Annotated in this window: 11 protein-coding genes; 6 read left to right on the forward strand and 5 right to left on the reverse strand. The window is 39.4% G+C overall.

Annotated elements, in window-relative coordinates:
* Positions 1 to 171 precede the first annotated feature (171 nt).
* From VB733_RS15540 to VB733_RS15550, 3 genes are all read right to left on the reverse strand, one after another.
* Positions 172 to 1,857, reverse strand: coding sequence for a sensor histidine kinase (locus VB733_RS15540; protein ID WP_323340963.1), 1,686 nt, complete (start codon positions 1,855 to 1,857; stop codon positions 172 to 174).
* Between the two features lie 287 nt (positions 1,858 to 2,144).
* Entirely contained in the window at positions 2,145 to 3,407 is a 1,263-nt protein-coding gene (gene metK / locus VB733_RS15545) for a methionine adenosyltransferase (protein WP_323341030.1), read from the reverse strand.
* 373 nt (positions 3,408 to 3,780) lie between these two features.
* Positions 3,781 to 4,785 (reverse strand): phosphoribulokinase, encoded by a 1,005-nt coding sequence (locus tag VB733_RS15550; protein WP_323340964.1) that lies wholly within the window; start codon positions 4,783 to 4,785, stop codon positions 3,781 to 3,783.
* 1,425 nt (positions 4,786 to 6,210) lie between these two features.
* Between VB733_RS15550 and petH the strand changes: the two genes are divergently transcribed.
* From petH to VB733_RS15570, 4 genes are all read left to right on the forward strand, one after another.
* The gene (petH, locus tag VB733_RS15555; RefSeq protein WP_323340965.1) at positions 6,211 to 7,470 is read left to right on the forward strand and encodes a ferredoxin--NADP reductase; all 1,260 of its coding nucleotides are present in this window, start codon (positions 6,211 to 6,213) and stop codon (positions 7,468 to 7,470) included.
* A 383-nt stretch (positions 7,471 to 7,853) separates the two neighbouring features.
* Complete coding sequence (locus VB733_RS15560; RefSeq protein WP_323340966.1) at positions 7,854 to 9,179, forward strand: homoserine dehydrogenase; 1,326 nt, start codon at positions 7,854 to 7,856, stop codon at positions 9,177 to 9,179.
* 31 nt (positions 9,180 to 9,210) lie between these two features.
* Entirely contained in the window at positions 9,211 to 9,393 is a 183-nt protein-coding gene (locus tag VB733_RS15565; protein ID WP_323340967.1) for a hypothetical protein, read from the forward strand.
* A 231-nt stretch (positions 9,394 to 9,624) separates the two neighbouring features.
* Positions 9,625 to 10,716 carry an S-layer homology domain-containing protein gene (locus VB733_RS15570; protein ID WP_323340968.1) on the forward strand — a complete coding sequence of 364 codons (1,092 nt, stop codon included), beginning with the start codon at positions 9,625 to 9,627 and terminating at the stop codon, positions 10,714 to 10,716.
* A 113-nt stretch (positions 10,717 to 10,829) separates the two neighbouring features.
* On the opposite strand, the gene VB733_RS15575 is transcribed toward VB733_RS15570, so the two are convergent.
* Positions 10,830 to 11,264: a CAAD domain-containing protein gene (locus VB733_RS15575; protein ID WP_323340969.1), complete on the reverse strand. Its 435-nt coding sequence runs from the start codon at positions 11,262 to 11,264 to the stop codon at positions 10,830 to 10,832.
* Positions 11,265 to 12,152: 888 nt separating this feature from the next.
* Between VB733_RS15575 and VB733_RS15580 the strand changes: the two genes are divergently transcribed.
* Together VB733_RS15580 and VB733_RS15585 are read left to right on the forward strand one after the other, a co-directional pair.
* On the forward strand, positions 12,153 to 12,560 hold the full coding sequence (locus VB733_RS15580) for a recombinase family protein (RefSeq protein WP_323340970.1): 408 nt from the start codon (positions 12,153 to 12,155) through the stop codon (positions 12,558 to 12,560).
* 162 nt (positions 12,561 to 12,722) lie between these two features.
* On the forward strand, positions 12,723 to 14,030 hold the full coding sequence (locus tag VB733_RS15585; protein WP_323340971.1) for a CBS domain-containing protein: 1,308 nt from the start codon (positions 12,723 to 12,725) through the stop codon (positions 14,028 to 14,030).
* A 94-nt stretch (positions 14,031 to 14,124) separates the two neighbouring features.
* On the opposite strand, the gene VB733_RS15590 is transcribed toward VB733_RS15585, so the two are convergent.
* A complete protein-coding gene (locus tag VB733_RS15590) occupies positions 14,125 to 18,060 on the reverse strand; it encodes an AAA-like domain-containing protein (protein ID WP_323340972.1) in 3,936 nt (1,311 codons plus the stop codon).
* Between the last annotated feature and the right edge of the window lie 111 nt (positions 18,061 to 18,171).

Below are 18,171 nucleotides of genomic sequence, written 5' to 3' on the forward strand. Positions count from 1 at the left end.
TATAAGCTGATGTGCAGCTAAATCATATAAGTCAAAAACCCAAAATAATTGTAGTGCGGGCATCTTGCCCGCGTCTCATAGTTTACAGCCTCATATTATTAACTGTATGTTCGCTTACCTGTAAACTCTCCAAGTCAATCTCAATTTATCAATTTTAGCTGGGCAAAGTAACTATAACTCCGCCATTAACGGCATATAAACAATAAAAACAGAACCTTTACCTGGTTCACTTTTAACTAAAATCTCTCCCCCCATCATCTGACAAAAATGACGGCTAATTGCTAAACCTAAACCAGTACCACCATACTTTTTAGTTGTGGAAGCATCACCCTGGGTAAAAGGTTTGAACAAATGCTGCTGCTGATGATATGACATGCCAATACCCGTGTCGCTAACAGTAAAAATAATTTTTTCGACTGTATGCTTCCCGCCTTGATGATTTTCTTTCTCTATTTTTTCCGTCCACACTTTTAAGGAGACTTTTCCATTAGTCGTAAATTTAGCCGCATTACTCAGTAAATTCAACAATACCTGTCTCACCCTGGTTTGATCTGCATACATTGTCCCCAATTGGGAATCGCAGAGAATTTCCAAAATGTTGCCATTTTTTTCGATCGCAGGTCTGACTGTAAGTACAACATTATTAATCAATGTCGCAATTTCAAATGTTTCTGGGTAAAGCGTCATTTTCCCGGCTTCGATTTTTGACAAGTCAAGAATGTCGTTAATCAATTCGAGTAAGTGCCTACCTGCTGCATTGATTGTTTCTAAGTCGGTGGCAAAATCTCCCGATAGTCCCATATCAATCGCATCATCTTGTAATAATTGACTTAAACCAATTACGGCATTGAGGGGAGTTCGTAATTCGTGGCTGATGTTGGCAAGAAACTGACTTTTGGTTTTACTTGCAGCTTCGGCTTCTTCTTTTGCTTGTTGTAATTCTTTTGTTCTTTCTGATACTCTTTCAATTAATCTATTCAGTGATTTTGCCAGTAGACCAATTTCATCTTCCGTGGTTATTGGTGCGCGTAAATCGAAATTAGATTTTTTAGCAACTTGTTCGGCGACTTGTGTAACAGTGATAACAGGTTCGGCGATCGCTCGGGAAGTTCGCCAAGCAACGACGGCAGCAATGACGACAGAAACTAACATACTGATAATGCTAATTCCTCGTTCGACCATTTTTGCTTCTTTGACATCTTCATTACGCTTAGTGCGTTCTTCTTCTGCACTTTGCAGGGTATTCACCAGTCTTTGAGAAAGTTCATCTAATTGGAGAGCAGTTTCTCCACGCATGACTTCCAGCAATTCTGATTGCAGCACGGCAACTTCCTGTGGTTGAAGTTGCTGTTTAGCCTCTACCTCTTGTAAAATCGACTCAACTTGACCAACATAAGAATTTAAATTTTTCGCATAATCATCTAACAATGCTTGAACACTTTCAGGTCTGGGAACTAAACCCCGTTGGCTACCAATAAATTGAGTGATTTCATTTTTCCACTTCTCTGCCTTCTCAATATCCCGAAAAAATTCCTGTTTTTTCGCTTGTAACTGCTGGGGATTTTGGATCAAAGCAGGTAATTTGAAGCTACTTAACTGCGCCCCTAATGCGGCATCTTTGTAAGCAGCTAAAAGCTGAGATTGAGTATCAGCTTGCATTAATTGCCGAATTTCTTGACCCCGATAGTAGTTGGCAATGAGAAAACCTGTGAACGAACCAAAAAAGCCAATACCAATAGCCAGAAAATATCCATAGCCAATTTTTTGGTGGATACGCCAAGAACTAGCTTTTAATTTCCTCCGGGAAGGAAACTCAATAGTTGGTAATTCATCATCGGAGGACTGTTCGACTGGCACTGTTTTTGCTTCAGATTTGGTTGCAGTGTACTCAGAATATTGATAGAAAGTGCTTGTTTTTTTGATAGCATATGCTGTTCTGGCGATCAAAACCACTATGTAATGCACTTAATATCGAGGGTACTAGAAAATAATAAAAATAGCTCCAGTATTTGAGCGTTATCTCAAAAAGCCCAGAAAAGGGCACGGGAAACCAAAAACAGCTACCTATGCCCTATTAATCTATATTGATTTTTAACCTGTCATCCAGGTAGTACGAAGAATCAGAGATATCCCTAAAACTACAACTACGCTAACGCAGCAGGTTTTAACTCGCTCGCCGCAGCTTTCAATAATGCTGCCTTATCGGTACGTTCCCAGGGTAAATCTAAATCATCTCGACCAAAATGACCGTAAGCCGCGATGTCCTGATAAAAACGTCCGCCTCGTTCTTTTGGCAAGTTCTTTAACCCCAATGTGTGAATAATTCCTGCGGGACGTAACTCAAAATTATTTTTGATTAATTCCAGCAAGACATCATCACTAACTTTGCCTGTACCAAAAGTATCCACGAAAATACTTGTTGGTCTAGCAACACCGATTGCATAGCTTAACTGCACTTCACACTTATCAGCTAAACCTGCCGCAACTATATTTTTAGCAACGTAACGGCAAGCATAGGCAGCACTACGATCAACTTTTGTGGGGTCTTTACCAGAGAAAGCACCACCACCATGACGCGAGTAACCACCATAGGTGTCAACGATAATTTTACGTCCCGTTAAACCTGCATCACCTTGAGGTCCACCGACTACAAACTTACCTGTAGGGTTGACCAAAAATCGTGTTGTGCTATCCGGCTTAATTGTGATGTCACCGAAGACAGGCTCAACTACAGCAGTCCAGAGGTCTTGTTTAATTTTTTCCTGTACTGCTGCCTCATCGGTAATATCACCAATTGTGGCATCATGTTGGGTCGAAATCAAAATTGTATCAATACCAACGGGACGAGCATCTTCGTAAATCACGGTTACTTGGGTTTTACCATCAGGGCGTAGGTAAGACAAAGCACCATTTTTACGAACCGACGCTAACCTGCGAGCAATGCGATGGGCAAGGCTGATGGGTAAAGGCATGAGTTCAGGGGTTTCGTTACAAGCAAAACCAAACATAATACCTTGGTCGCCAGCACCGATTTTGTCAAACAGTTCATCACTGCTTTGCTCGCGGGTTTCGTGGGCTGAATCGACACCTTGGGCAATATCGGGTGATTGTTCGTCTAGTGCCACTAAAACCGAGCAGCTAGTCGCAGAAAAACCGTTATCTGCGTCGTTATAACCGATTTCAGAGATTTTTTGCCGAACTAATTTGACGTAGTTAACATTTGCTTGGGTAGTGATTTCGCCTGTAATTACTACCATTCCAGTATTAACTACTACCTCAGCAGCAACGCGGCTAAGGGGGTCTTGTGCCAGTAATGCATCCAAGATAGTATCTGAAATTTGGTCGCAGACTTTATCGGGATGTCCCTCTGTGACTGACTCGGAGGTAAATAGATTTTTACGCGACAAATGTAATTCCTCCATAAACTATGGAAATATGGAATTTTGCACCTAGATAAAACTTCTAGATTTTATCTGGATACTCAATTTGCGATCGTAACACCATTTTCAGTGCTGATACTTAGCGTTTTGTTATCTTTACGAAAATTCCTCGATTTTTGTTCAATCCCTTTAAAATAAATACATATGTTTGACAGCTATTTTTTACATGTTTTTGTCAGATATTTGACAAAAATGTATTCTCTGATTCAGAAATCATATCCAACACAGCTTAAATTTGGTCATGGCACAAAAAAGACACCATGCGGTGTCCTTTGGGAAGTTAATGATTTGTTGGGTATTTGAACTAGAGACTTAAAGTTAAATACTTAAAGTTAAATACTTAAACTTTTGCTGCTAACTGAGCTTCTTTTGATGTTAAACGTTCGTAAGTGGCACGCATTTTTAAACCAGTAAGCACTTGGAATAATCCAGTACCATTGTTGGAACCTGGGTATTCGCGGTGCTGAAGTAACAGGTGTGTCATCTCACCTTCGTATTTAGCAGATGTCTTGCTCAAATGAGTCTCGATGTAAATAACTTCATCGAGATTGTCAAACTGACCATCGACCTCTAATACGGAAACATAGCGACCATAGTACACATCTGAACCGTAGTATACTTGCATACCAGGATATGAACAAGTTAGCTTACGTCCGCAAGGAGTCCAGTTAATTGTCGAACCTTCATCGAACAGGTAAACGGGTTCAAAGCCTTCTTTGTTTTCACGCTGGAGCATCCGCACACGCAATACTTTGCGATCTTCGTCGTTTTTGATCAAATTGGTTGGCAATACCTGGAGAACCACATCCGCAAATTCGCGTTGAGGTTCGATGTATTTTTGGAAGTCTGGTTTGCGTGAGTTGATTGCTTGCAGCACATCATTATAGCTATGACCGCGCTCTGCCATGTCGCGTTGAACCTTCCAGGCAATTTTGACTTCATCACTGATGTCAAAGTAAACGCTAAAGTCAATCAGAGCGCGTACCCGTTCATCATATAAAGGATGTAAACCTTCAACAACGATAATATGATTCGGTTCGATTAATTCGGGAGGATCAATCATGCCGGTTTCGTGGTTATAGATCGGCTTCATGATCGATTGACCTTCTTTGAGCGTTTTAATTTGCTCATACATGAGGTCAAAATTGTTTGCTCTGGGGTCAAGCGCAGTGATTCCAGTTTCTTTGCGCTGTTTGCGATCGAGACAATGATAGTCGTCCAGACAGATAACTGTCATTAACTCTTCACCAAATAAATCTGTCAGGCGACGCAAAAACGTAGATTTACCACACCCAGAGTCTCCAGCAACTCCAATCAGCACCACCCGTTCCGGCTTAGTCGTCATAAATCTCCTCTAAATAAAAATTGAGTAAACGCTATATTTTTTTTCTTTTCACACAAAAGATGTTCAGGTGAGGTTCGGAGTTTACCCCACTGGCTTGTCCTGCGTTCTTGCCACAGAGCAGCACCATAGAAGAATCTACGGGTAAAAGAGTTATCAACATTATTTACCCGATCGCCTACTTTTAACTTATTGCTGCTAAGTATTTAATCCTAGTGTTAAATCGAATTTTAACAGAAGGAGGTTATTCTATACAAGGCTTATTTCATGAACCATAAATACGACTGAGCGATCGGGCTAAGGGTATTTGCAAAAATGAAAAAAATACGATATTGGCTCCAAAAAACACTACGAATCCAGGAAAATTTAAACTACGAAATCGAATCACAAAAGCATTAATAAGTTTTATTTATAAAAATTTAACTTTTTCGCAAATAATTTTAACAATCAACTCAGTAAGTGAGGTGATACTGAAATTCAGAGGCGCTTCTTTGCTTTTTATTAAGCGCAGAAAATCAATTAATTGCCCTTTTGCTGTATTTTAGGAACTTATTCTTTTCAGGGATAGCCGCAAAACGATTACAAGCTAGGGACAAGCAATGATAAATGGTTGACAGAATTTTCACATCACGTAAAACTTATATATTGTAGTTACTTATATAATTCATCTCTCTGAGTGGCAATATTGTCAGTTGAATTAGTCACCCTGACTGGCAAAGACCAAATTAGGAACCACATTTCCTCTGTAAAACACTCAAAGAACAGAGTTGGAAAAGTAACTGGGAGTCTCCTTGGAGCTTGAAGAAGCAGTCTGATATTCACCCATAGTTATTTATAACTACTAAATTGGGTAACTATTTGGCACAAATTCCAGGGTCTTATACTGTCAACAACAACTAGGGAGGGCTACTCCCGAATTTGTGTTTGCGGATGGCAGTTGCAATAACGAAGAAAACCAGTCTTTGGTTATACTCCGGGAAGCAAGCTACTTTTGGTGGGGAAATAACCCTCCACATGTGTTATCACCTGATGGCAAACGCCTAAAGGGATAAATTCACAGCCAAGTAGACTCACCGCAGCACAACACCTCACAAGTAAGAGTCAACTCCCTTGGAGGCAGCGAGAAGTAGACATTAAGCTGGTCGGTAGACGACTTGATTAAGTTCTAGATAACAGGTAGCAGTTCCAGAAAAAAAGATTAAATTGACTCATTATTAACATTCTCCCAAAGACTTATCCTCTAATTTAGAAGGTGAACAGGTGTGTCTTTGCAGTGCCTGCATGTCTTTGGCGAGTGTACGCAGCAAGGCATTATTTTTTTAATGCCGATTAACCCGAAGTGACAATTGTTTTTAACTTGAAAACAACTGCACGTAGTAGGGAGGGTTTTTAAGTAAGGTTAAGTAGAAAATCGGAGTGGGAAAGCGAATGAACAATCAAGGTGCCGTTGAAGGTGCTGCCATCACAGCATCAGGTAGTCGCATCTTCGTTTATGAAGTGGTGGGCCTGCGTCAAAACGAAATCAGCGATAAATCAAACTACCCAATTCGCAAAAGCGGCAGCGTATTCATCAGAGTGCCTTATAACCGCATGAATCAAGAAATGCGGCGAATCACTCGTCTAGGCGGCAAAATTGTTAGTATAATATCGAGCGAAGAATTTGATGCTTCCAACGGTAGCGCCTCATCAGCAAATGGGACGATTGCTAACATTGAAGGGAATGGTAAAGCCACATCTGAGCAACAGCCCAAGAAGACAAAAGAAGGCAACAGCATGACTCAAGCGAAAGGCAAACACGCTGACGTTCCCGTAAATATTTACCGTCCTAATTCCCCTTTTATTGGCAAATGTATTTCCAATGAGGCTTTAGTGGGCGAAGGTGGAATTGGTCTAGTTCAACACCTTAAATTTGACTTGAGTGGTGGCGATTTGCGCTACATTGAGGGTCAAAGTATTGGTATTATCCCACCTGGATTAGATAAGAACGGTAAACCAGAAAAACTCAGACTTTACTCCATCGCTTCAACTCGTCATGGCGATGATGTTAATGATAAAACCGTATCACTTTGTGTCCGTCAGTTAGAATACAAACATCCTGAAAGTGGTGAAACCGTTTACGGTGTCTGCTCTACCTACTTGTGCAACCTCAAACCTGGGGATGAAGTTAAAATTACAGGTCCGGTAGGTAAGGAAATGCTTTTACCTGATGATCCAGATGCGAAGGTCATCATGATGGCAACCGGAACTGGGATTGCGCCAATGCGTGCTTATTTGTGGCGTATGTTCAAGGATAATGAAAGAGCAGCGAACCCAGATTACCAATTTAATGGTTTTGCGTGGTTAATTTTTGGTGTTCCCACAACTCCCAACATTCTGTACAAGGAAGAGTTGGAAGAAATGCAACAGAAATATCCCAATAATTTCCGTTTGACTTGCGCGATTAGCCGCGAGCAAAAGAATGCTCAGGGTGGCAGAATGTACATCCAAGACCGCGTTGCTGAACATGCGGATGAACTGTGGAAGTTAGTTAAAGAAGAAAAGACCCATACTTACATCTGTGGCTTGCGCGGTATGGAAGATGGTATCGACGCTGCTTTGACTGCTGCTGCTGCTAAAGAAGGTGTTGTTTGGAGCGATTACCAGAAGCAACTCAAGAAAGCAGGTCGCTGGCACGTTGAAACCTACTAAGTGCGAACTATTATGCACTGATGATTTGTACTTCGCCTTCTCCTAGAGTATGCTGAGTGCGAAATAAAATATCTAATTTAAGTAGGGTGGGCATTGCTCACCCTATCATGTTTGGTTTTTGTGAGTCCAAATTTTTGATTAGTTAATTTCTGTTTCTGAGAAAATTTAACATGCAGTAATTATTACTCATTACTAAATTAATCTGGAAAACTTAAGCTGTAAAACATTTAATTTACATATTGAGACTGTAACTTGCCGCCGCGAAGCAGTTGGTAAAGATAGGAAAAAGGTAACATCTACATCCTTTTCCTGGGATAAACCCAAAATATGCAAGTTAAGCTGGAAATCGCTGACTAAACTATTGAAACTAGGGTGTTTTGATTATGGGAATAAAATTAGGCATATTAGGTTTAGGTACAGTGGGAACCGGCACTGTACAGTTATTGCTAGACAATGTGGGTCGCCATTCTTTGTTACGAGAATTAGAAATTTGGCGGGTGGGAGTAAAATCTCTTGATAAACCTCGTGAAGTCGATTTACCCACAGGTGTCATTACTACAGACTTAGAGTCTATTGTCAATGACCCACAGATAGATATTGTAGTGGAACTAATTGGTGGAATCGATCGCGCCAAGGAATTAATTCTCAAAGCGATCGCCAACGGTAAGCATGTCGTCACAGCCAATAAAGCTGTAATTTCCCGCTTTGGGGCAGAAATTTTTACTGCTGCAAATAAAGCTGGGGTGTATGTGATGCTAGAAGCGTCTGTGGGTGGTGGGATTCCCGTGATTCAGCCCTTGAAGCAGTCATTAAGTGTTAACCGTATTCACACTGTGACAGGTATTGTTAACGGTACAACAAATTATATTTTGACGCGGATGCAAACCGAAGGCAGTAACTTTGATGATGTTCTCGCAGACGCTCAAAGACTAGGCTACGCCGAAGCTGATCCGACAGCCGATGTTGATGGCTGGGATGCAGCCGATAAAATTGCAATTTTGGCATCGTTGGCATTTGGAGGACGGATTAATCGCGAAGAAGTATTTAGCGAAGGGATTCGCCAGGTTAGTAAAACTGATATTTCCTATGCCGATAAATTAGGATTTGTAATTAAACTACTAGCGATCGCCAAGCGCATTTCTCCTCTTTCTCCCTCTTCTTCCTGCCCCACTCTCTCCGTGCGAGTTCACCCGACATTAGTGCCCAAAACCCACCCCCTTGCCAGCATCAATGGGGTATATAACGCGATTCTTGTGGAAGGGGAACCATTAGGACAAGTCATGTTTTTTGGTCCCGGAGCTGGTGCAGGTGCAACAGCGAGTGCAGTTTGCTCTGATATTTTGAATCTTGCTGCCCATCTCACATCTGCAAACAATTCTAGTTCTAGTTCTAGTTCTAATATTGACCCACTTTTAGCATGTTCACACCAAGATTATTGTCAAATTGCACCTGTTTCTGAACTGATAGCCCGATTTTACACTCGATTTTTGACCAAAGACCAATCTGGAGTCATTGGTAAATTGGGTACTTGTTTTGGTAAATATGATGTGAGCTTAGAATCGGTGGTGCAAACGGGTTTTCAAGGAGAACTTGCCGAAATAGTTGTTGTCACCCACGATGTCCAAGAAGGTAAGGTAAAACAAGCTCTGGATGAGATTCGCACAATGGAAGCAATTCATAGTATTCCCAGTTTGTTGCGGGTGATTTAAAGGTCAAGCAGTTGTGAGGGGAGATGGGGAGATGGAGAGATGGAGAGATGGGGAGATGGGGAGATGGGGAGATGGGGAGATGGGGAGATGGGGAGATGGAGAGATGGGGAGATGGGGAGATGGGGAGATGGAGAGATGGAGAGATGGAGAGATTGATGTGTCGCAATATTTTGTTTGGAGAAGTGGTATGAGCCAGGCGATTAAATTACTTTAGCTATCTCATTGAGGAAGTATTACACATTACCCGTATTCAAGAACATGAAAAAATAGTGCGGTTTTTTACGTTGGCGACGAAACCTTATAAGCTTTAATCAAGAATGTGTGTTGATTCGTCTATTTTGTGTGTACTTTCCCTGTAATGATGGTCTTGGCATAACTTGTATCAATTTCTTGCAGTAATTTAATTTACTCTAGTAAAAATAAAAGCGCGATCGCGGAAAGAAAGATGACAAACTTACCTCCTGCAAACCCTCGCTCATCTCAACGCAATCCTCTTGATTTTGATGAATTTATCGGAGTCATAGTTGCATTTTTAACTATTGGCTCAATCCTATTTTGGGCTTTATCTCGTAAAGAATCAGGCTGGAATTTTGCTCAGTGGATGCCTTCACTGTCTCCATCTGTGGCTCCAAGCATACAACCCAATGCTCAAGTAGGTTTAGATAATAATCTTAATAATCTACTTCCTGGCATCCCTAAAGTTCAAGTTACACCCGCTTTAGAGCCTCAAATACCTGCTATTCCCAGTTCTGATGTTTCTGAGGGCACTATCAAACCCGGTATTCCAGCAGTCGAGATGCCGACACCAGAAAAACCTGTTGTTCCGGCGGTTGGGGTTTTTGGGGTAATTCCGCCACTGGTTGATAGTAATACCCCAAATATTTCGCCCCAGCCTGAAGTTAGCACGCCAGCAACAAAACTACCTACTATCCCGCCTCCAAAAACTTTTACGGATGTACCGAATCAATTTTGGGCGCGGAATTTTATTGATGTGCTATCTTCACGCAAAATTATCGAAGGCTTTGAAGATAATTCATTCCGTCCAAATCAGCCAATCAATCGGGCTGAATTTGCAGCGATTGTCAATCGTGCCTTTAAGAAAGAGATTGGACAGACAAAGTTAAATTTTAATGACATTCCAGCCAACTATTGGGCAACAGGAGCGATAAATGATGCGATCGCCACTGGATTTATGAGAGGATTTCCAGATCAAAGCTTTAAACCTGAGCAGAAAATTCCCCGTGTTCAAGTTTTAGTTGCTCTTGTTAGCGGCTTAAATTTAAAAATACCAGCTGCTCCAGAAAAGGTGCTAAGTATCTACAAGGATGCTAAAGATATTCCCAAGTACGCCATTCCTAAAGTTGCAGCAGCTACCATCGATGGGCTGGTAGTCAATTATCCCGATAAGGGAAGTCTTGCCCCCAAACGAGAAATTACCCGTGCTGAAGCCGCAGCAATGATTCACCAAGCCTTAGTTAAGATGGGTAGGTTACAGCCAATTAAATCTGAAAATATCATCCAAGCAACCAAGCCATAATTTTCTCTAGAGTTGCGCCGGTTTGAGATAACTTCCAAAAACACAGCCACTGCCGCGCAGTTTCTTCTGCTAACTAGCAAGTGGCTGTATTTTGCAGCAAATTTTGAGATATTTTATTCTTTGCCGACAACTTGATTTTTAAGAGTTGAGATTTCGGAAGTTAACTCGTCTCGGCTTGAGGCTTTGAGTAAATAGCGGTAAATAAACCAAACTGAGTAACCAATCCCGATTAATTCAAAAGTTGGTGCTACTAAGGGAATATCATTCAATGCATCCAATATTGCTAACACTACTCTGAGCGTAACAATCGAAGCCACAATTAAACCAAAGACAATCAATGGCTGCTTGTATTGATTGAATATGTTTCCAGCATATTCGGGCAGCGTTGCTAAAATGCTAGAAAGCTTCTCCCCGTATTTGAGCCATTCGTCTTGAGAACCAGCTGGTTGAACCCTGGTAATGGTTCCTGTTTGGTTGTTGATTTCTGGCATTGTCGCCTCTGGAGATTTTGTTTCCATGATTTCCGGTTCTTGCATTTCCGCTTCCATTTATAATGACAGTTAAGCTTTTCTTATCCGACAGAATACAACCAAAAGGCTGTTGAATTGGAGGATGCAGTTTGCATCGCTCAGGAGGAACTGACAAACAAGCTCACTTCCTTACAACAATAATTGCTTTTATGCCATTTCTTCATCAACTACAAGATAGAAAATGTATAGAAAGGCAGAAGTCAATTTGTATTGGATGAAATATAATTAGCGATTCTGGAGTTTGTGTTGTTGCAAACTGGAATCCTAACCTTTGTCAGCATCCCTATGCTTTGTCATCCGACATTTATCGTAGGAGAAAAGTACATGTATTGCAAAATTTGTTTACCTTTCTTTTATACAAGCCAGAACGCTAATTTTGATTGACATTAAGCTATGTTAAGATGCTCACTAATATTTCTAATGTTGAGATGACTGTGATTATTGAAATCAATTGTTACATATCTTAATCTGGCTAGTTTTAATTAATTTTTGAAATTTAAAATTTGAAAAATGATTTTAATATATCTGAGGATATTGATTGACAACTAAACATAGTAGAGTTGTGTATTATACGAATCTATCTCTGTATTGCCGCATCACAAATTATTGCAATTTTGATCCAAAAGAAAACAAACCCATCAACAATCTAAAACCAGAAATCAGCTTTTCTAGCTGTGAATACATGTATCAAAATCAATATCGGAATATTTGCCCTAGATTCTGACCATTTACTGGTTTTTGAATCAAATTTGATGTTTAAAAAGCTCTAAAAATCTCATCTAGCTTGACTTGATTTAAAAACATTGCATAGCGATCGCAACCCCAGTAGGAGGGAAAGAAATACGTGTACATACTTAACATCTTGAGTTAAGATAACAACGCACATAGAGTTTTACCCTAAAGAAAATGACAGCAGATAACTCCCACAACGGAAGTATCTGGGAACGGCTAGAGCGTGGCAGAAAGTTAAAGGCTGCACGTGGTGGTTACGCTGGTTACGGTTCACCACCATACGGTCTGACCTCAATTAACGGCGAACTCGTTGAAAACCCAGACGAGCAAGCCATAATTGAGATGATTCGTCGCCACCATAAATCAGGAAAGTCTTTACAGCAAATAGCTAATTGGCTAAACGAGAACGATTACACAACCAAAAGAGGTCAGATGTGGAAACGAATATCTGTGAAGCGAGTGCTTGACCGGTTATACGGCAAGACACCTAGAATATCAGGCGTGACTACAAGTAGCAACTCGAATTACATCGAAAATCGCAATACTCACCATCAACGTATCCAATTGGAGGAAAATTCTTAATCTGGTTCTAGATTAATCAGTTAGCTACTGGCTAGTTTGGCAAACCTATATAGATTGTAAACGCTTTTATTTGCTGAATTTGCACCCAACAAAGCGTAACATCCGTTATCATATGTTTCAATTGAAACAAAGTCCACTAGCCATAGCGGAACTGTATTGTTTATGCACTTTGATGAGTCATTGACAACCGAAAGAGATATCGACAGCGCTATTGATCGTCAGCCATTATTAGTTACTCCTGAGACTCCCCTATTTGAAGTAGTGGTTCTAATGACTCAGAGTGGGCTTGATAGCCAAAACCAATCTAATTTAGCTGGTAATCAAGGCTCGAATCATCCAAAATGCAAAACTTCAAGCTTTGCACTGGTGATGAAAGACGAAAAGCTGCTAGGGATATTTACAGAGCGGGACATAGTGAAATTAGCGGCTGAAGGGAGAAATATTCAAACTTTAACCGTTGGGGAAGTGATGACTCCTCAAGTGATTACTTTGCCAATCAACTCATTGCGGGATTTATTTGGTCCATTGTTTTTGTTTCGCAGGTATAAAATTCGACACTTACCCATAGTTGGCGATCGCGGTGAGTTGATTGGTATTATTTCTCAAGATAGCATTAGGCAGCTAGTAAAACCGACTGACTTTCTGAAACTTAAGCGAGTTGCAGAAGTGATGACAACGCCAGTAATTGTTGCACCTCTGCAAGCGTTTGTATCAGAGATTGCTCAACTCATGACAGTTCATCAAGTTAGCTGTGTTGTTATTACCCAAGATATTGAAGTAGAGGGTGAAGAAAATCGGGCATTTCCTGTGGGAATTGTGACTGAACGGGATATTCTCCACTTTCAAGCTTTGCAGCTCGATATGAGTCAAACTCCTGTGGATAGGGTGATGAGTAGTCCCTTGTTTTTATTGCAACCGGAAGATACCCTGTGGACAGCCTATCAAGAGATGCAGAATCGCCAAGTACGGAGACTGGTTGTATCGTGGGATTGGGGAGAAGGAATTGGGATTGTCACGGAAACAAATTTACTACAAAGTCTGGAAATCAAAGAAATCTTTGAAGTTGAAGAAAGCATCGAAAAGACATTTCAACAAGTAGAATCACAAAAAATTCAGCAAATACTCAATCATAAAATTAATCATCAGGAAAAATTAGAGCGTTTGCTGGCTCAAGTTTCTGAAAATTTAGGCAAGATTTTTAGACAAAATCATATTTCCTTAGAAATCCAAAAACCGCAGATACAATCTGTATTACTTGATGTTGAAGCAATGCAAGTTTTAGTTTGCCAAATTAATCAAGAAACTAAAGATTTACAAAAGATAGCGCAAGCGAACCTAGATAATGAAGAAAATATTCACCAAAAACAGCAAATAATTGAGCCAGATATCAACGAAGAAGATGATAGTGATGATGAGGGAATAGAGGAAAATATTCCCAAGCAATTACCTCAGATAGCGACTGGAAGCTAATGTTAAGTTGTCATTATTAATATTTAAATATATTTAAATTAAATATTGGAAATCAAACCCATACGAATAGTACAACTTGGACTATTAATTCTCTTCACAAATTGCTGCTTTGATGACACACTTTGAATTTACCTCTTAACTCTGGATGTGTGACAAAGTAATCTGACAACCACGAACAACTTTGGTTGAGAAAATCATCAAAATGCTCATCTAAATTCCACAGTTTTACGGTGTTATCAGAACTAGCGGAAGCAATAATTTTACTATCAGGAGTAAAACTAAGACTAATAATCCTTCCTTGATGCCCTCTCAACTCACTCGCAAGGCTACCATCCGCCACTTTCCATAACTTGACTATCATATCGTCGCCAGTTGAAGCTAAAATTTTACCATCAGGGCTAAATGTCACCCTTCTAATATCACTTTGATGGGCATTAATTTTATTAATTAGCTTACCATTATTCACATTCCACAATTTAACTTTACTATCAGTTCCACCAGAGGCAAATATTTTTCCATTAGGGCTGAAACTAATACTAGAAACATGGCTGCTGTGAGCTTTAATATTCAAAAGCACAGACCCAGTTATGGTATCCCATATTTGCACATTGCCGTAGGAGCAAGCAACACCGATCGTTTTACCACTGGGGCTAAAATTAATACTTCTCACTAAGCAACGTTTGTCTGACGTATCTTCAAGGGTTCTTATGGGAGTACCATCTTGAATATTCCACAGTTTTAATCTTCTATGACCTTTAGTTGCAATAGTTTTACCATCAGGGCTAAATCTGACAATACTATACTTATGACCATCCTGAAGGGTTTTAAATAGATTACCATCCTTAACATTCCACAAACGCACTGTTTGATCATCGCTAGCGGAAGCTAAAAATTTACCATCGTGACTAAATCGAATACTGCGAATCGCTTTATCATGTTTAAATGTAAAGAGTAGTTGTTTACTTCGCATATCCCACAGTTTTACAATCCCCTCATTACCTGCGGATGCAAATAATTTACCATCTGGACTGATGCTAACGCTAATCAAACTATTAGCAGAAACATAGGTATCGACTTTTTCTTCTAAGTTCCATAATCTGACAGTTTCATCGACACTTCCAGATGCTAAAGTTTTATTATCTGGGCTAAAAGCCACACTCCAAATTCTTCCTTGATGTCCTTTGAAGACTTGAGCTTCGGTTGAGACATCAGTAATATTATCTACTTTTCGTAATTTGATTGTACTGTCAGCACCCAGAGAAGCTAAAGTTTTACCATCTGGACTAAAAACAACACTCCAAATCTGAGCGCGATATTCTTGGATAGTTTCTATTTCCTTACCATCTTTTAAATTCCATAATTTAATACTATTATCTTCGCTACCGGAAGCTAAAACTTTCCCATCTGGACTAAAAGCTACGCTTCTGACATTACCAGTATGACCTTCAAGAGTTCGCAGTAAATCACCAGTTTCTAAATTCCATAATTTTACTGTGCGATCGGCTCCAGTGGAAGCCAAAATGTTACCATCAGGACTCAAACTCAGATGTGTCACCCAACCGCGATGTTTGTTTAAAGTCTTTAATAAATTACCAGTTTTCACATCCCACAATTTAATTGTGCCGTCAGAACTAGAAGAAGCCAAAATTTTACCATCTCGACTAAAAACCACACTTCTCACCCATTCACGATGAGCAGGAATAGTTCTAATTAGACTTTGTTTTTTTATATCCCACAATTTCACTGTCCCATCATCACTAGCAGATGCCAAAATTTTACTATCGTTGCTAAATGTAACTTGCCAAATCTTATCGCTATGACCTTCAAATGTAAATCTTAAAAACCCCTTTTTATTCCACAATTTTACTGTATTGTCTTCACCACCAGAAGCTAAATATTGACCATCTGGGCTAAAGCTTACACTTCTAATAGTACCTCGATGGCTTTGTAAGCGATTTCGTTCTCTAATTACAAATAAAACTTGTTGTAATGTAGATTTTATTACTATTCTTGTATTAGTTGCAGATGGTGCTACTTGTTCTAATTCTTTGAATTTTTGTGACCCTTCCATCACTTTTAACATTGCTTCAAAGGGATTTTCTGGTAAAATTGCTTGCGCGAATAAACTAAGAGTTACTACCTGACTTTCTGCTAATTCTCGTTCTTTCCGTTTTCGTTTTTGCTCAGTTATAGCTGCTTGTTGTTGAGCATTTGCTCGCGCAATTTCTGCTTGAGTGCGTCTAATTTGAGCCTTTTCTGCTAATATTTCCGCTTGCTTTACTGTTCCTTGAGCTTGTTTGCGTGAAGTTTCAGCTTTTTCTGCTCGAATGTGAGCATCTAGTGCTACATTTTCTGCCTCTTTTGCCTTTTGTTGAGCATATTTGTGTTGTTTTTCGGCTAAATATGATTTTTCCCTCGCCGAATTTTCTTTTTCGATAGCTTGTAATAAGTCCTGCTGTACCTCTTGAGTTTCGATTTGGGCTAATTTGGCATTTTCCTGTTCTTTATCAGCTTTACGAGCATAGAAATCAGCTTTTTTTGCCCATCCTGTCGCAACTAATATCATCCCCACTATGGAAATAGAGCCGATAGTAATTGTCCTCTTTAATTGCTGTTTAGCTGACTTAATTTGTCGTAATACATGATTAACTTGTTGTTGTGCCTGTTGCTTTTGTAAATTAGCCTGATTAAGCTCTGTTTCAGCATCACCTAAAGCAATTTCAAAATCTTGAATTGCTAATTTTTGGCTATCCGAAAGAAACTGATAATCTAAATCACTTAGACTTTTACCTGTTGCCCATTTCAAAGCTATTTGTAAGTCTGTTTCTTGTAATAAATATGTAGTTCCCTGATAACCAGAAGCTTGCCATTTTAAAAATGCTTGTGTATAAAAATTAGGACGTAAGTTTTCTAGTTGTTTGTCAACCCAATCACGATTAAAAATTGACTCATAAATGCGATTATAAACTCTTATTTTGCCTTGCTGCTTAACTACTAAACCTGATAGCCTTAATTCTATTTGCTCACGACTATCATCAGCAGTAATCTCCCCTTGTTGCAAAATCTGTTGATACAAACCCAATAACCGACAACTACGAGACTCATTACTTAAAATACGCTCTTTAATTGTTTGTAAGTGCTGTTGTTTATCCTGTGTCCACCAATTATCAATTATTCTTTCTTTAACAATTTCTGCTACCCACTCAGCTTCATTATTTGGATACACAAATATAGAAGGATATGTACAAACTATTTGGCACAGCCATTGAGTTAGAAATGGTTGCCCACCTGTCCAATTTAATACTTCCTGCAACACCAGTTTTGTATTTCTAGCTATTCCCACAAATCCTTGTTCCAGGGGAACTGATTGCTCAAGTTCCAAACCCGTTAATTCCACAGCTTGACTATCAATATTAAACGGTGTGAGATTACTATCTGCTATCAAATCTGTGGGTGTTGCAACTCCTAATAATGCAAAAGTTAAGCGATTATATTGATAATTATCAGCCCTTTTATTATAACAGCCACTTACAAAAGCAAAAAAATCATCTTTAAATTTTAAGTTGAGTAAATTATCAATTTCATCAACAAAAATAATTATTTTTTTGCTATTAATATTATGAGCAAACTTCTCTAATAATTCCTCTTCAATAAACTTACTTAACCTTAGTAACGGAGAAATATATTCATGCTGATACCACCATTCTCCCACATCAATTTCTAAATTAAAACCACTGACGATTAAACTCAAAAAACCACCAAAAAATTCATCTGGTGTCACTCCATACCCACAGATATCCCTCATTTCAATTGCACAGCAGGCAAATCCTTCTGCTGCTAATCTTCTCATAGTTCGCACTCGCAAACTAGATTTACCCATCTGTCGAGAATTTAACACATAACAAAACGCACCAGCCTTTAATCCTGCATACAGTTCCTCATCAGCTTGTCGCAAGACATAGGTAGTTGTAGTCAAAGGTAAACTACCACCAACTTGATAACAATTACTGAATGTTTTGACTGTACTCATAAATCATCCAATTTTGGATTATCCTATATTAATAATTACTAATTTAAGCCTTATTTAGCTTGAGAAATGAAGTTAATATAGATGTGGTTTATGTCAGAGATTTAGCAAGTG

Origin of the sequence: Calothrix sp. UHCC 0171, assembly GCF_034931845.1 — a bacterium.
Taxonomy (GTDB): Bacteria; Cyanobacteriota; Cyanobacteriia; order Cyanobacteriales; family Nostocaceae; genus Brunnivagina.

Bases quoted from the DNA above. Each gene is read 5' to 3' on its own strand.
- VB733_RS15585 (WP_323340971.1), top strand. From the start codon at position 12,723: ATGCACTTTGATGAGTCATTGACAACCGAAAGAGATATCGACAGCGCT.
- VB733_RS15570 (WP_323340968.1), top strand. From the start codon at position 9,625: ATGACAAACTTACCTCCTGCAAACCCTCGCTCATCTCAACGCAATCCT.
- VB733_RS15565 (WP_323340967.1), top strand. From the start codon at position 9,211: ATGGAGAGATGGAGAGATGGGGAGATGGGGAGATGGGGAGATGGGGAG.
- VB733_RS15560 (WP_323340966.1), top strand. From the start codon at position 7,854: ATGGGAATAAAATTAGGCATATTAGGTTTAGGTACAGTGGGAACCGGC.
- VB733_RS15550 (WP_323340964.1), bottom strand. From the start codon at position 4,785: ATGACGACTAAGCCGGAACGGGTGGTGCTGATTGGAGTTGCTGGAGAC.
- petH (WP_323340965.1), top strand. From the start codon at position 6,211: ATGAACAATCAAGGTGCCGTTGAAGGTGCTGCCATCACAGCATCAGGT.
- VB733_RS15575 (WP_323340969.1), bottom strand. From the start codon at position 11,264: ATGGAAGCGGAAATGCAAGAACCGGAAATCATGGAAACAAAATCTCCA.
- VB733_RS15580 (WP_323340970.1), top strand. From the start codon at position 12,153: ATGACAGCAGATAACTCCCACAACGGAAGTATCTGGGAACGGCTAGAG.
- VB733_RS15590 (WP_323340972.1), bottom strand. From the start codon at position 18,060: ATGAGTACAGTCAAAACATTCAGTAATTGTTATCAAGTTGGTGGTAGT.